We start from the raw sequence: 13,826 nt of genomic DNA, 5'->3' as shown, positions 1-13,826 counted from the left end.
TTGGTCGACACGTAGATCCACGCCACGCGTGGATGCTCTTCGTTCAATTGTCGAGATATTCGATTCCGATGAAGATTCATCCACGCACGAGGTGGATCCATCAGACACCGGAAATCTGTCAGAGGTGGGGCGGTGTCGGAGTACGGGGTGTCAGCTGCATGGGCCCGAGGCATGCCTCGGGCGGGCTGGGCAGGACGCCCAACCCGGTCTTGCCGTGTGCGCAGGACAGCGCACACGAGCAAGCCGCGGCCAAGCCTACAAGGACGTACTTGCGGCGTCCCCGCAGTCCGACACCGCCCCGCCATCCCACGGAAGCCCGCTGTAGCTGTAGCGGTTGCTGTTGCCTGAAAGCATCTGCAGGTGCAGGGCGCAGCCCTGCCGGCCTACTTCGCCCAGCCTTCGATTTCGCCGTGCGCGAACGGTCCGAGCTTGGCCTTCACCATCCGTCCCTGTGCGTCGAACAGCACGCTGTAGGGCAGAAGACCCTGCGCGTTGCCCAACTGCACGCTGGCATCGCGTGGGCCGGGGGTATCGAGCACGATGGGATAGTCCACCGGCACCCGCTGCAGGAAATCACGCACGCCGTCCGGCGTATCCAGTGCCAGGCCCAACACCTGCACGCCGTGTGCGCCCTGGCCCTCGGCAAAGCGGGCCAGTTCGGGCATCTCTTCCACGCAGGGGCCGCACCAGCTGGCCCACACATTGACCAGCAATGGGTGGCCCTTGAAGCGTTCGCGGATATCCAGCGCGTGACCTTCAGCGTCGGCAAGCACCAGCGCCGGCAGCGGATCACCGGGCCGCAGCATCGGCAGCGCCGGTGGCGATACGGCAGGCGCTGCAGCTTCCGTCGCCGGCCCCGGCACCAGCCGGTTGCCGGCCCACAGGCCAAGACCGGCAGCCAGCACTGCTGTCCACAGCAGCGCTGGCCGTTGCCACTTCATCGCGCGGTGCGCAGCAGTGCTTCTTCCACCAGCGCCTGCGTCAGCAGGGTCGGCAGCACCGTCGGCGGGGCGCCGGGGCCGTACACCACGTACAGCGGCACGCCCACGGCCTTGTGCTCATCCAGGAACGCAGTGATCTGCGGGTCGACATTGGTGTAGTCGCCACGCATGTATACCGCGTTGGTGCGCTTGAGCAGTTCCTTGAACTCCGGGCGCGACAGCACCGCGCGCTCGTTGGCCTTGCAGCTCACGCACCAGTCGGCGGTCATGTTGACGAACACGACGCGGTTGTCGGCGCGCAGGCGGTCCAGCATCTGCGGCGAGTAATCCACCACGTTCTCGCTGCTCGCCTGCGCGGCACGTGCCGGCGGTGCCAGCTGGGTCACCGCCCACACCGGCACCAGCGCGGCGATCACCAGCAGCACGCCCAGCAGCCCGGCCGCGCGCTGGCTGCGCCAGCGGCTGCGCTCGAACAACCACAGGCCACCGGTAAGCAGCAGCAGGCCACCCAGTGCCAGCGCCATGCCATCCACGCCGCGCTGCTTGCCCAGCACCCACAGCAGCCACAACGCGGCGGCGTACATCGGGAAGGCCAGCACGTGCTTGAGGGTTTCCATCCACTGGCCCGGCTTGGGCAGGCGACGGGCCAGCGCTGGCACGAAGCCGATCAGCAGGAACGGCAGGGCCAGGCCCAGGCCGAGGAACAGGAACACCAGCATCGCCGCTACCGGCGGTGCAACGAAGGCATAGGCCACCGCCGGGCCGAAGAACGGTCCCACGCAGGCACTGCCGACCACGCAGGCCAGCACGCCGGTAAAGAAATCGCCGGCCGGGCCACTGCGTCGCGCCAGCGACTGGCCGAAATTGCCGATGCCGCCGCCCATGGTGAACACGCCGGACAGGCTCAGGCCCACCGCGAACATGATGTAGGCCAATGCCGCGACCACGCCGGGATGCTGCAGCTGGAAACCGATGCCGACCGCATTGCCGAGCATGCGCAGGCCGACCATCAGCGCGCCGATCACCGCGAAGGCGACCAGCACGCCCAGCGTGTACCACATGGCATGGCTGCGGGCGCGCTCGGCGCTTTCACCGCTCTGCGCCAGGCTCAGCACTTTCAGCGACAGGATCGGCAGCACGCAGGGCATCAGGTTCAGCACCAGGCCACCGCCCAGTGCCAGCAGCAGTACCCACAGCAGCGAGCTGTCGGTTTTCGGTACGCGGCTCGGAGCCTTGGTACGCAGCGCATTGTCCTGCTGCGCGTCGGCGGCGAAGGCATCGCGTGCGCCACTGCTGGCGTTGGCAGCACCGGCGTTGGCCGGGGCGTCGTTGGGCACGGTCGGAAGCAGGCGCAGCGGCGTACCGTTGGCGCCCTCGCGGGTGCTGGCAGCGGCCGAACCCGGCAGCGACCGGATCACGTCGTCGCGTGCGGCAGGCGCATCGCCGCTGGCGCTGGCCTTGCCGGCGGGGATCGACAACTTCACCCGGCGGGTCATCGGCGGGTAGCAGATGCCATCGGTCTGGCAACCCTGGAAGGTCACCACCAGCGTGCTGTCGACCGCCCCGGCGCGGCTGCGGCGCAGCGGCACCGGCACTTCCACCTGGTTGAAATAGACCGCCACATCACCGAAGTGCTCGTCGCGGTGCGACTGCGCCGTCGGCCAGCGCGGCTTGTCGGCCAGTACCCCGGCGCTGCCTTCCAGCTTCAGCGAGGTGCGGTCGCGATACAGGTAATAGCCCGGTGCCGGGCTGAAGCGCAGCAGCAGGGTATTGCCATCGCTGGCGATGGCATCGAAGCCGAATGCCTGATCCGACGGCAGCGGCAGTGCCTGGCTGTTGCTGGTGCCCGGCAGTTGCAGGCCACCGCCACTGCCGGCCCCGGCCAGCGGGTTGTTGAATGCACTGGCGCCGGTGGCGCGTGCGGTCGGCAGCGTGGCCGCCGCACCGCCTGCACCAGGCAGGGTCACCTGCACCACGCGCTTCTGCGGCGGGTAGCACACACCGGCATCGGCGCAGCCCTGGTAACGCACTTCCAGGCTGATGGTGCCGGCGGCATCGGTGGGCGCGCCGGGCAGGGTGGCCTGCAGGCGCTCGCGGTAGGTCTCCACCTCGCCGAAGAAATCGTCGTGGTGCTTCTTGCCTGCGGGCATCTGCAGCGCGGCGGCATTGAACGCCGGATCGGCCTTCACCGTGGTGCGGTGGCGATACAGGTAATAGCCGGGGGCGATCTTGAACTGCAGTTGGATCTGGCCACGCTCGGGCGCGCTGGCGGTCAGCGCGAACGCCTGGTCCACCGGCAGCAGATCCTTCTCATCCAGCGCGAAGGCCGGCAATGAAAGCCACAACAGAGCGCACAAGGCGGCGCCACGCGCAAACAGAGTCTTCAATCAGTGTCCTCCCGGGTCTGTGCCCGGATCCAGTCCAGATACGCCGGCAGGCCGGCCCGGGTTTCGACCGCGATGCACTCCGGGAGTTCATACGGATGCAGTTCGACGATCCGGGCGATGGCTTCATCGACACGGCGTGCGGTGGTCTTCACCAGCAGCTGCAGCTCGGTGTCGGTGGTGACCTCGCCCTGCCAGCAGTAGGTCGACTGAGCGCCGTCCAGGCGGGTGACGCAGGCAGCCAGGTGCTCGGCGACCAGCGCGTGCGCGATGCGCTCGGCACTGGCCCGGTCCGGGCAGGTGGTCAACAGCAGCAGGACGGGATCGACGGTCGACATGACCGTCGAGTATAGGGCCGTCGCCGGGGCAGGGCCCGGCGACGGCAGTGGACCGCAGCGTTGCGCGGTCAGTTGGCCAGCTGGCAGGTGGCCGGCTTGGCCGAGGTGAACAGGCCCGGGGTGGCCCACTCGGGGTGGTCGATGAAGGGGTTGCGGTTGCCCTGGAACGAGTAGATCACGTCATTACGCGCCTGCTCGGCGGCATCCGGCGGATCGGACAGGTGCCAGTCGATCAGGGTCGACAGCAGGCCCATGTAGGCCGGCGAGCTGCTGGTCTTGACGATCTTGCTGCGGTCGTCGGTCAGTTCCAGGTCCGGTTCGGACTGGCCGGTGGCCGCATCCTTGCCACCTTCATAGCGGATGGCCATGTACATCACCGCCCGTGCCATGTCGCCCTTGCGATGGCCCCACACCTCGAAGGTACCGGCATTGCCATCCGGCGTGCGTACCCAGTTCGAATTGCCCGGGTAGCCACCGCTGCCACCGCCGTGGCCGTTGTTGGCTTCGGTGGCACGCTCGCCGCAGTTGGCATCGCACTTGCCGAACGGCTTGTTGCCGCGGTCGGCATTCCACTGTGCGTCGGTCAGGTACAGCATGTGGGTATCGGTGTAGGGCGCATACGGCAGGCCCTTGTCGCCGGTGGTGCTGGCAAAGCCCAGCGAGTTCGGCCAGGTGTGCTCGCGGTTGTAGGTCAGGCCACTGCCGGTTCCCGCGCGGTCACTGACCTTGGCATAGCTGCGGTTCCGGTAGGCATCCAGGATCCGGTTCGGATTGTTTGGATCCTCGTCGGCGATCTCCAGGATGGTCCAGGTGCTGGTGCCGGTACCGCTGTACGGGTACGCGGTATGGCCCTTGATGGTGGCATGCAGCGAGCAGCGCAGCTGGCTGGGGCTGCTGGTGTTGACCTTCGAGTAGTAACCGGCCGGTCCGCCGGGATTGCCCGGGTCCGGATTGCCGGTGGTGGTGGCCACGGTGAAGGCGATGCGGCTGTCGGCGGCCGGGTGTGCACCCTGCGCGTCGGTGATGCGTGCGGCACGGATGTCGAAGCGGCAGGCTTCACCGGCGACCAGCGCGGTGTTGGTCGACAGCTTCACGCTCTTGCCGCTGGCCGGCCAGGTCAGCGGCAGGCTGCCCGAAGTGCCGCAGGTCAGTGCGAAGGCGCCGCTGGCGAGGTTGACCGTCTCGCTGAACACCACTTCCAGGTCGGCGGCGGCAGGGAAGGTGCTGCTGCCCTGTGCCGGCGTGGTGGTGGACACCGACGGCGGCGTGTTCGGGCCCGGGGTGCTACCGCCGCTGAAGGTCTGGTTGTTGTTGCAGCTGCCGAAGGTCTGCCTGGCCGATTCGGCCCAGGTGAAGTGCGCGTACTGGCTGCCGCTGCCGGTCAGCTGCAGCGAGGTGCCCGCTACGGTGCTGTTGGTTTCGGCAACCGGAATGTTCTGGCTGGTCATGCCGGCGGCGGGGCCGCCGGAGGCGGTGATCGCGCCCTCGTAGCTGAGGAACTGGACCACCTTGCCGCTGGCGTCGACCAGGGCGATGCCGTCGTTGGCACCGTTCTGCAGGCCGTTGCTGGGGTAGGTGACCACCGCCAGGGTGGCGCTGCCGCAGCTGGCCGCGGTTCCGGCCGGCACCGCGTTGTTGGCGTAGACCGTGGCGGCCGACGGGTTGCTGCCGTTGTAGAGGTACAGGCGGTAGCCGGACAGGTCTTCGCCGGCGGTGGCGACCACTTCGATGGCTTCGCCGACGTCACCGGCAGCGGTGCTGTCGTCGTAGTGCAGTTCGTTGATGAAGACCTCGGCCTGGGCCGGCGCGGCAGCCAGGGCCAGCAGGCAGGCGGCGGCGAGCGGGGACAGCAATCGCATCGACTACTCCTTGTGATTGGGAATGCCGGGCCACCCTAAAGCCGATCCGGTGACACTTTGTCGTAAATGAACGCCAGATATCTGACAGTGCGACGGCGGTCACCAAATGGTGGCCAATTCCCCCTTGGCTTGCCGCGACGCATCCCTATAAAGGCGTCCGCGCGGGGATGGAGTGCCGCCGGGCCGCCGGGAAAAATTTCGGGGGCGGGCCTTGAAAGGCCTCCGGAGGTCTCCATCTCTGTCGTGCTCCCGACCTGTCGGGCTTTTTCACGCGCGTTGCTGGCAGTCGCCTGGTGCGAGTGCTAACATCGCCGGACTTTTTCAGACCAATCAATAACTTAAGAGGTCCCACATGAGCATCAAGCCGCTGCACGACCGCGTTGTGGTCAAGCCGATCGAAGCCGACGAAGTTTCCGCCGGTGGCATCCTGATCCCGGACTCCGCCAAGGAAAAGTCCACCAAGGGTGAAGTCGTGGCCGTGGGCCCGGGCAAGCCGCTGGACAACGGCAACGTGCGCGCTCCGTCGCTGAAGGTCGGTGACAAGGTCATCTACGGCCAGTACGCCGGCAGCTCGTACAAGAGCGAAGGCGTCGAGTACAAGGTCCTGCGCGAAGACGACGTGCTCGCCGTCATCGGCTGAGCGTCGGCGCGACCTGCTTCATCCCCTGATTCCAACACCCAGCCGCCGGGCATGGCCCGGCGCTACCAATGAGGTAAACGCAATGGCTGCCAAGGATATTCGTTTCGGTGAAGACGCCCGTTCGCGCATGGTGCGCGGCGTCAACGTTCTCGCCAATGCCGTCAAGGCCACCCTGGGCCCGAAGGGCCGCAACGTCGTGCTCGAGAAGAGCTTCGGCGCCCCGACCATCACCAAGGACGGCGTGTCCGTCGCCAAGGAAATCGAACTGGCTGACAAGTTCGAGAACATGGGCGCGCAGATGGTGAAGGAAGTCGCCTCGCGTACCAACGACGACGCCGGCGACGGCACCACCACCGCCACCGTGCTGGCCCAGGCCCTGATCCGCGAAGGCGCCAAGGCCGTTGCTGCCGGCATGAACCCGATGGACCTCAAGCGCGGTATCGACAAGGCCGTCGTGGCTGCCGTCGCCGAGCTGAAGAACATCTCCAAGCCGACCGCTGACGACAAGGCCATTGCCCAGGTCGGCACGATCTCGGCCAACTCGGACGAGTCGATCGGCCAGATCATCGCCAACGCGATGAAGGAAGTCGGCAAGGAAGGCGTGATCACCGTTGAAGAAGGCTCGGGCCTGGACAACGAGCTGGACGTGGTCAAGGGCATGCAGTTCGACCGCGGCTACCTGTCCCCGTACTTCATCAACAACCAGCAGTCGCAGACCGCTGACCTGGATGACCCGTACATCCTGCTGCACGACAAGAAGATCTCCAACGTCCGTGACCTGCTGCCGGTGCTGGAAGGCGTCGCCAAGGCTGGCAAGCCGCTGCTGATCGTTGCCGAGGAAGTCGAAGGCGAAGCGCTGGCTACCCTGGTGGTCAACACCATCCGCGGCATCGTCAAGGTCGTGGCCGTCAAGGCGCCGGGCTTCGGCGACCGTCGCAAGGCGATGCTGGAAGACATGGCCGTGCTGACCGGCGGCACCGTGATCTCCGAGGAAGTCGGCCTGTCGCTGGAAAAGGCCACCATCAAGGACCTGGGCCGCGCCAAGAAGGTGCAGGTCTCCAAGGAAAACACCACCATCATCGATGGCGTGGGTGACAAGGCTGCGGTCGATTCGCGCGTTGCGCAGATCAAGACCCAGATCGAAGACACCTCCTCGGACTACGACCGCGAGAAGCTGCAGGAGCGCGTGGCCAAGCTGGCCGGTGGCGTTGCAGTGATCAAGGTCGGCGCGTCGACCGAAATCGAAATGAAGGAAAAGAAGGATCGCGTCGACGACGCCCTGCACGCGACCCGTGCAGCCGTTGAAGAAGGCGTGGTCCCGGGCGGCGGCGTTGCCCTGGTCCGTGCGGTCTCCGCACTGGCTGGCCTGAAGGGTGCCAACGAAGACCAGAACCACGGCATCCAGATCGCCCTGCGCGCGATGGAAGCCCCGCTGCGCGAAATCGTTGCCAACGCCGGTGAAGAGCCGTCGGTCATCGTCAACAAGGTCAAGGAAGGCACCGGCAGCTTCGGCTACAACGCCGCCACCGGCGAGTTCGGCGACATGCTGCAGTTCGGCATCCTGGACCCGACCAAGGTGACCCGTTCGGCGCTGCAGAACGCAGCCTCGATCGCTGGCCTGATGATCACCACCGAAGCCATGGTTGCCGACGCTCCGAAGAAGGACGAGCCGGCCATGGGTGGCGCTGGTGGCATGGGCGGCATGGGTGGCATGGGCGGCATGGACTTCTAAGGTCCGCTGCACTGCTGCAATGAAAAAACCCCGCCGCAAGGCGGGGTTTTTTTGTGGGTGGCGTGTTGCCGCCAATGGGCACACGCCAATGGGTCCATACCCATGTGTCCATGCCAATGAATCCATGCCCATGGGTCCACGCCAGTAGATCCACGCCATGCGTGGATGGCGTCAGCGCACGAACACCTTCTCCGCGCCGTACTCCCAGTCCCACGGCACTCCGGTATCGCCCAGCACGAACGCCACCAGTGCCGGAAACGCCGCCTCGGCGCGGACATCGTTGCCCAGCATCACCACGCAGCGCTGGCCCTGCTCGATGCACACCAGGGTGTTGCCCACCGCGTCATCGTGGCCGCCCTTGTAGAAGCCGGGCCCCTGCGGCCCGCGGAAGGTGACCACGCCCAGGCCGGCTGCCAGGTCCCTGCGCCGCTCCGCTACCGGCAGTTCCGCCTGCAGGGTCGGAAACTGGCTGGCCGTGGTGATCGGCAGCTGCGGACGTACCAGCTCCTGCCGCATCGCCGCTGAAAGGCCTTCGCCGCGCACATAGCCCGCTGCGAAGTTGGCCATGTCGGCGATGGTGGTATCCATCGAGCCGGCGGCCCGCACCCGGCTGCGCTCGTCATGCGGCTCGGGCGTGCCATCGGCGGTCCAGCCGTCGGCCAGGTTGGTGGCGAAATCCCCGCGCCACATCATGCTGGTGCGGGGCATGCCGAAGCGGTCGAACACGCGGCGCTGCATCAGCGCGCCGATGTCCTGGCCAAGGCGCCCCCGTTCGAGCACGAACTGCAGCAGGATCAAGCCTTCGCCGGAATAGCCGTAGCGGCTGCCCGGATCGAAATGGAATTGCAGCCTGCCATCCGGTTCCAGAAACGCGAAGTTGGCAAAGCCGCTGCCATGATTGAGCAGCAGGCGCGGGGTGAGCCGGCGCCAGCGTTCGTCGCCAGCCAATACGCTGTAATCGGCGTAGTGCTTCGTATCGACGGGGTAGTCCGGCAATGGCTTGTCCAGATACGTGGCAATGCCGGCGTCCAGCGCGATCACCTGGTCCTGTGCCAGCTGCGCGACCAGGTGGCCGAAGGCCATCTTGGTCAGCGAAGCGGCGTACATCACGGTGTCGGTACGCAGCGGTTCGCCGGCGGCGTTGCGCTCGCCATAGGCGGCCACGTGCACCACCTTGCCGGCGTCGATCACCGCCAGCGCCATGCCACGTGCGTGTGCGGCCTGCATCAGCCGTCGCGCCTGGGCATCAATGCGGGCTGGCGAGGGCAGCGGTGGTGGCGCGGCCACTACGGCCATCGGCAACAGCGTCAGCAACAACAGGACGACACGGCACATGCGTGGAACTCCTGGCGGGACGTGGCGCGATGCTACCGCAGCTCCGGCTGCCGGCGCGGGTCGACCCCATCCAGGCCCCGGCGCGGCGCCGCGTCATGCCCTGCGGCCGTCCTGCCCGGACTTGCGTCCTGCGGCGTCGGAAATATAATAAGGCGCCTAACCAGGTTGGGATTGGTAGATGATCGAAGTAAAACACGCGGCTCTCATCCAGGAGGCCGGCCGTCGCGGAGATCCCCACCTGGCCCAGCTTCGCCTGTGCTTCCAGCTGCTCTCGCTGTCCAGCGCCATCGACCGCGACTGCGCCTCACGGTTGGCGCCGCATGGCCTCAGCGAAGGCCGCTTCGTGGTGCTGTTCCTGCTGCACGGCGCTGGCGGCACCTTGCCACCGCATGCGTTGGCCGAGCGTGCCGGCGTCACCCGCGCCACCATCAGCGGGCTGCTTGATGGCCTGCAGCGCGACGGCCTGCTGCAGCGGCGCAGCGATGCCGAGGATGGCCGCCGTCTGCAGATCGTGCTGACCGCGCGCGGCGAGCGCCTGGCAGCCGATCTGTTCGACCAGCACACCCAGTGGATCGGTGGACTGTTCAACGGCCTTGATTCCGGCGAGCAGGTGCAGTTGTCGCAGCTGCTGGAAAAAGTCTGGCGACACACCGACGCAGGCCAGGAAACAGGTGCATGAGCATCACCATCGGCACGGCACGCCTGCAGGCACTCAATGCGGGCAGCGTATCCAGCACGCACCTGGCCGAGTGCCTCGCAGTGGATTTCGCCGCGCTGCTGCAGGTGGTGGCACCGACCCTGCCCCAGGCATCCATGCAGCGCATGCGCGCCGCTGCAGGCAAGGGGATTACCCAGCGCATGGCATTGGCCGCCGCGATGCTGCGCGAGGCGGGGCAGGGTGGCGTGCACTGCTGGCAGGTGCATCCCTCCGACACCGTGCGCGGATGGGCCTGCTATCTGATCGGCGGCGACGCGCAGGCGGCATTGGCCGACAAGCTGCAGGCGGTGCGTCCACTGGCAGATGATCCGCACTTCGGTGTGCGCGAATGGGCGTGGTTGGCCCTGCGCAGCGATATCGTCGCCGAGCCGCTGGAAGCGCTTGCCCTGCTGCAACCCTGGACGCAGCAGCGATCGCCCCCTCTGCGTCGCTTCGCTTGCGAGGCGCTGCGCCCCCGCGGTGTATGGGCCACGCACATCGCGCTGTTCAAGCAGCAACCCGAGCACGCGTTGCCCCTGCTGGAGGCCCTCGCCGACGATCCCGACCGCTATGTGCAGGACTCGGTCGGCAACTGGCTGAACGACGCCGGCAAGAGCCAGCCCGGATGGGTGCGCGATGTGTGCGCACGGTGGCAGTCAACGCACGACAGCGCAGCCAGTACGTACATCCGCAAGCGCGCGCTGCGCTCGCTGTAACGCCGTACCGTTCACCCCCGTTTCCCGGTAGTGCCGGGCGCTGGCCGGCAACCCCATGACCCTCAAGGAGGACCCCATGTCCCACCTTCTCATCGAGCTGTACGCCGCGACGCCGGCCTGGAAAGCGCTGCGCGCGGAACAGCGGAACGCCTTCTTCACCCGCATCGGCGCCGGCATGCAGCAATTGGACCCTGCACGCATCGCACCGTTGGCGATGGGCCGTGTGGCCAGCAACGTGTCATATGCCAGCACCGAGCAGTTCTACGCGGTCTGGAGGTGCGGCAGCCGTGCAGATGCCGATGCCTTGATGGCCGCCATCAGTGCCACTGGCTGGCATGACTACTTCACCACCACCAGTGCCGTGGGCGCGGTGGATGCGATGGCCCAGCACCTTGCGGATCTCGCAGCGCTGTAACGCGGCCTGCGGTGGCACATGCGCGTGTCATCCATTCCAGGTAAAGATGGCGCTCGGCCGCATCCATCCGCAGGGAAGTCGAGCATGCAGAGCAAGATCCAGGTGACGTTGTACGGAGCGCTGGGCAGCAGTCCAGCGCTGCAGGTGCCCGGCCTGGAAGGGCCGGTGGTGGCCATCCAGGAAGCCGCGCTGCGGCAGCTGGTGTCCGATCTGTATACGGCCAGGTCCATGCTCAACCCCGAACAGCTTGATGAGGCCAGGCAGGAACTGGACCGGGTGGTCGAGCGTTGGGTCGACATCCACGAGACGCTGCTGCTGGATGTGGAAGTGCATGGCGGCCGATAGTCCGCTGAACCGCGCCCGCAGTTGCGGATGAAACAGTTGGCACCCGCCAAAACCCTGTGTTACCAATAGATCCCATGAACGCAGCCCACGCCAGCTTTTATTGGTATTACTTTCCGAAGCCCCCGGCGGAGGAAGGATTGCGCTCACCCTGAAGAAAGCTTCAGACGCATTCCCGAAAGCCGCCAGCGAACCTGGCGGCTTTTTTCATGTCGCCACGCTGCGGACCCCCACCTTCCGTAGAGACCCCCCACCATGCCCCCGCACACCGACGACCTGCGTATCCGCACCATCGAACCGCTGACACCGCCTGCCCAGCTGCTGGCGATGCTGCCCTGCGATGACGAAGCCTCCGACACCGTCAGCGCTTCGCGCGCCGCCCTGCACCAGATCCTGCACGGCCGCGACGACCGCCTGGCGGTGGTGGTCGGGCCGTGCTCGATCCACGATCCGAAAGCCGCCATCGAGTACGCACAGCGCCTGAAGCCGCTGCGCGATGCGCTGGCCGGCGAGCTGGAGATCGTCATGCGCGTGTACTTCGAGAAGCCGCGCACCACGGTGGGCTGGAAGGGCCTGATCAACGATCCGGACCTGGACGGCAGCTTCAGGATCGACAAGGGCCTGCGCATCGCCCGTGGCCTGCTGCGCGACATCAACAAGCTGGGCCTGCCGGCTGGCGTCGAGTTCCTCGACGTGATTTCGCCGCAGTACATCGCCGACCTGGTGGCATGGGGCGCGATCGGCGCACGCACCACCGAAAGCCAGGTGCATCGTGAACTTGCGTCGGGGCTGTCGTGCCCGGTCGGCTTCAAGAACGGCACCGACGGCAACGTCAAGATCGCCGCCGATGCCGTGGGCGCGGCCTCCAATCCGCATCACTTCCTGTCGGTCACCAAGCAGGGCGGCACCGCCATCGTCTCCACCACCGGCAACCCCGACTGCCATGTGATCCTGCGTGGTGGCAAGCAGCCGAACTACGATGCGGCCAGCGTGGCCGATGCCTGCCAGGCGCTGGCCAAGGCCAAGCTGCCGACGCGCCTGATGATCGATGCCAGCCACGCCAACAGCCTGAAGAACCACGAAAACCAGCCGAAGGTGATCGAAGACATCGCCACCCAGCTGGAAGACGGCGAGCAGCGCATCGTCGGTGTGATGGTCGAAAGCCATCTGGTCGGCGGTCGCCAGGAACTGGTGGAAGGCCAGCCGCTGGTCTACGGCCAGAGCATCACCGATGGCTGCATTGATTGGGACACCACCGTGCAGGTGCTGGAGCGGCTTGCCGCTGCGGTGCGCGCCCGCCGTGAGGTGAAGGTGTCCGAAGCCGCTTGAGTGCGGCACGTGTGTGGATGGCGGCCAGCGCCTGCGGGGGCGCGGCCGCGATCAGGGCCGGTCGGAGTTGGAGACCGGCCCGTCTGCACCGGCGATGCGCCTGGCGCTGTGCAATCCTGCCAGCGCCAGGTACATCGCCGGGGTGGTGTGGACTCCGGCGAACGCAAGTGCTCAATGCACTTCGTCGTGGTACACGAACTTCGGCATTTCCCAGCGGTAGTGGATGGCCAGCAGACGCACGGCGAAACCACCGCCCAGGCAGCACAGGATCGCCGTGGCATCGGCCACGCCCCAGTGCAGCAACAGCAGATACACCGCACCGGTCAGCAGCGAGATGATCGCGTACAGCTCTTTCTGGAAGATCAACGGCACCTCGTTGCAGAGGATGTCGCGCAGCACGCCGCCGAACGCGCCGGTGAGCATGCCGGCGATCAGCACGATCGGCAGTGCATGGCCGGCCTCGCGCGCGATCGAGCAGCCGATCAGGGTGAAGGCGATCAGGCCCAGGCCATCGAGCACCAGGAAGGTGCGGCGGAAGTGGTGCATCCAGCGCGCCACCCAGGTGGCGATCAGTGCGGCGCACACAGTGAAGCCGAGGTACTCAGGGTGTTTCACCCAGCCCAGCGGATAGTGGCCAAGCAGGATGTCGCGCAGCGAGCCGCCGCCGAGGGCAGTGACACAGGCGATCATGACCACGCCGAACAGGTCCATGCGGCGGCGGCCGGCAGACAGGGCGCCGGTCATGGCTTCGGCGGAAATGGCGATCAGGTAGATGATGGACAGCAGCATGGGACAGGCTCCGGGCGCGGTGGGGCCGGCCATGCGCATATACCGCCACTGCCTGCGCAATGACGGGATGACGATGACCGGTGCCGCTCCCGCTGTCCTTTTGCCTGAGAGTTCAGCGGCGTGAGCCGCGTGCCCCTTCGGCGGATCGTCCCGGGCGTGCCCGGTGACCTCTCTCCAGCTCGGCGAGTCGAATGCATGGTTGGTGGGATTCCAGCCCACCGGCCTGAGCGATCATGGGAGCCTGCGCCTTCGGCGGGCGCCAGCGCGGCGCCTCTCTCCTGCATTCGGTCGCCAGTATATCCGCTGCAG

At 66.8% G+C, this 13,826-nt stretch carries 13 protein-coding genes and 2 riboswitches; of the genes, 7 read left to right on the top strand and 6 right to left on the bottom strand.

Going from position 1 to position 13,826, the window contains the following annotated elements; translation table 11 throughout:
* Positions 1-383: 383 nt before the first annotated feature.
* The 4 genes from D0Y85_RS18420 to D0Y85_RS18405 form a co-directional block, all read right to left on the bottom strand.
* Entirely contained in the window at positions 384-941 is a 558-nt protein-coding gene (locus tag D0Y85_RS18420) for a TlpA disulfide reductase family protein (protein WP_117311538.1), read from the bottom strand.
* Positions 938-3,328, bottom strand: coding sequence for a protein-disulfide reductase DsbD domain-containing protein (locus tag D0Y85_RS18415; RefSeq protein ID WP_117311537.1), 2,391 nt, complete (start codon positions 3,326-3,328; stop codon positions 938-940). The genes D0Y85_RS18420 and D0Y85_RS18415 overlap by 4 nt, the downstream gene beginning before the upstream one ends.
* On the bottom strand, positions 3,325-3,663 hold the full coding sequence (cutA, locus tag D0Y85_RS18410; protein ID WP_117311536.1) for a divalent-cation tolerance protein CutA: 339 nt from the start codon (positions 3,661-3,663) through the stop codon (positions 3,325-3,327). Before cutA ends, D0Y85_RS18415 begins: the two co-directional genes overlap by 4 nt.
* A gap of 68 nt (positions 3,664-3,731) precedes the next feature.
* A complete protein-coding gene (locus D0Y85_RS18405; RefSeq protein ID WP_117311535.1) occupies positions 3,732-5,522 on the bottom strand; it encodes an endonuclease in 1,791 nt (596 codons plus the stop codon).
* Positions 5,523-5,874: 352 nt separating this feature from the next.
* On the opposite strand from D0Y85_RS18405, the gene D0Y85_RS18400 reads away from it, so the two are divergent.
* Entirely contained in the window at positions 5,875-6,162 is a 288-nt protein-coding gene (locus D0Y85_RS18400) for a co-chaperone GroES (RefSeq protein ID WP_025878649.1), read from the top strand.
* 82 nt (positions 6,163-6,244) lie between these two features.
* Positions 6,245-7,894, top strand: a complete 1,650-nt coding sequence (gene groL, locus D0Y85_RS18395; RefSeq protein WP_025878650.1) for a chaperonin GroEL — start codon at positions 6,245-6,247, stop codon at positions 7,892-7,894.
* A gap of 171 nt (positions 7,895-8,065) precedes the next feature.
* Here groL and D0Y85_RS18390 read toward each other — a convergent pair whose 3' ends face one another.
* Positions 8,066-9,229, bottom strand: coding sequence for a serine hydrolase domain-containing protein (locus D0Y85_RS18390; protein WP_117311534.1), 1,164 nt, complete (start codon positions 9,227-9,229; stop codon positions 8,066-8,068).
* A gap of 178 nt (positions 9,230-9,407) precedes the next feature.
* Between D0Y85_RS18390 and D0Y85_RS18385 the strand changes: the two genes are divergently transcribed.
* The 5 genes from D0Y85_RS18385 (at position 9,408) to D0Y85_RS18365 (ending at position 12,728) form a co-directional block, all read left to right on the top strand.
* Positions 9,408-9,908, top strand: a complete 501-nt coding sequence (locus D0Y85_RS18385) for a MarR family transcriptional regulator (RefSeq protein ID WP_117311533.1) — start codon at positions 9,408-9,410, stop codon at positions 9,906-9,908.
* Positions 9,905-10,642 carry a DNA alkylation repair protein gene (locus D0Y85_RS18380; RefSeq protein WP_117311532.1) on the top strand — a complete coding sequence of 246 codons (738 nt, stop codon included), beginning with the start codon at positions 9,905-9,907 and terminating at the stop codon, positions 10,640-10,642. Before D0Y85_RS18385 ends, D0Y85_RS18380 begins: the two co-directional genes overlap by 4 nt.
* A gap of 76 nt (positions 10,643-10,718) precedes the next feature.
* Complete coding sequence (locus D0Y85_RS18375) at positions 10,719-11,057, top strand: DUF6616 family protein (RefSeq protein ID WP_117311531.1); 339 nt, start codon at positions 10,719-10,721, stop codon at positions 11,055-11,057.
* An 84-nt stretch (positions 11,058-11,141) separates the two neighbouring features.
* Positions 11,142-11,402 (top strand): hypothetical protein, encoded by a 261-nt coding sequence (locus tag D0Y85_RS18370; RefSeq protein ID WP_117311530.1) that lies wholly within the window; start codon positions 11,142-11,144, stop codon positions 11,400-11,402.
* Positions 11,403-11,654: 252 nt separating this feature from the next.
* Positions 11,655-12,728 (top strand): 3-deoxy-7-phosphoheptulonate synthase, encoded by a 1,074-nt coding sequence (locus tag D0Y85_RS18365; RefSeq protein WP_117311529.1) that lies wholly within the window; start codon positions 11,655-11,657, stop codon positions 12,726-12,728.
* Positions 12,729-12,899: 171 nt separating this feature from the next.
* Here the strand turns inward: D0Y85_RS18365 and D0Y85_RS18355 are convergent, their stop codons facing one another.
* The gene (locus D0Y85_RS18355; protein ID WP_032952083.1) at positions 12,900-13,517 is read right to left on the bottom strand and encodes a trimeric intracellular cation channel family protein; all 618 of its coding nucleotides are present in this window, start codon (positions 13,515-13,517) and stop codon (positions 12,900-12,902) included.
* An 84-nt stretch (positions 13,518-13,601) separates the two neighbouring features.
* A riboswitch (glycine riboswitch) is annotated at positions 13,602-13,705 on the bottom strand.
* A 13-nt stretch (positions 13,706-13,718) separates the two neighbouring features.
* Positions 13,719-13,808: riboswitch (glycine riboswitch) on the bottom strand.
* Positions 13,809-13,826: the final 18 nt, after the last annotated feature.

The organism is Stenotrophomonas sp. G4, assembly GCF_003428825.1.
Classification (GTDB): Bacteria; Pseudomonadota; Gammaproteobacteria; order Xanthomonadales; family Xanthomonadaceae; genus Stenotrophomonas; species Stenotrophomonas indicatrix.
The sequence above is the reverse complement of the archived record's forward strand: the minus strand, read 5'-3'. Positions and strand labels throughout refer to the sequence as shown.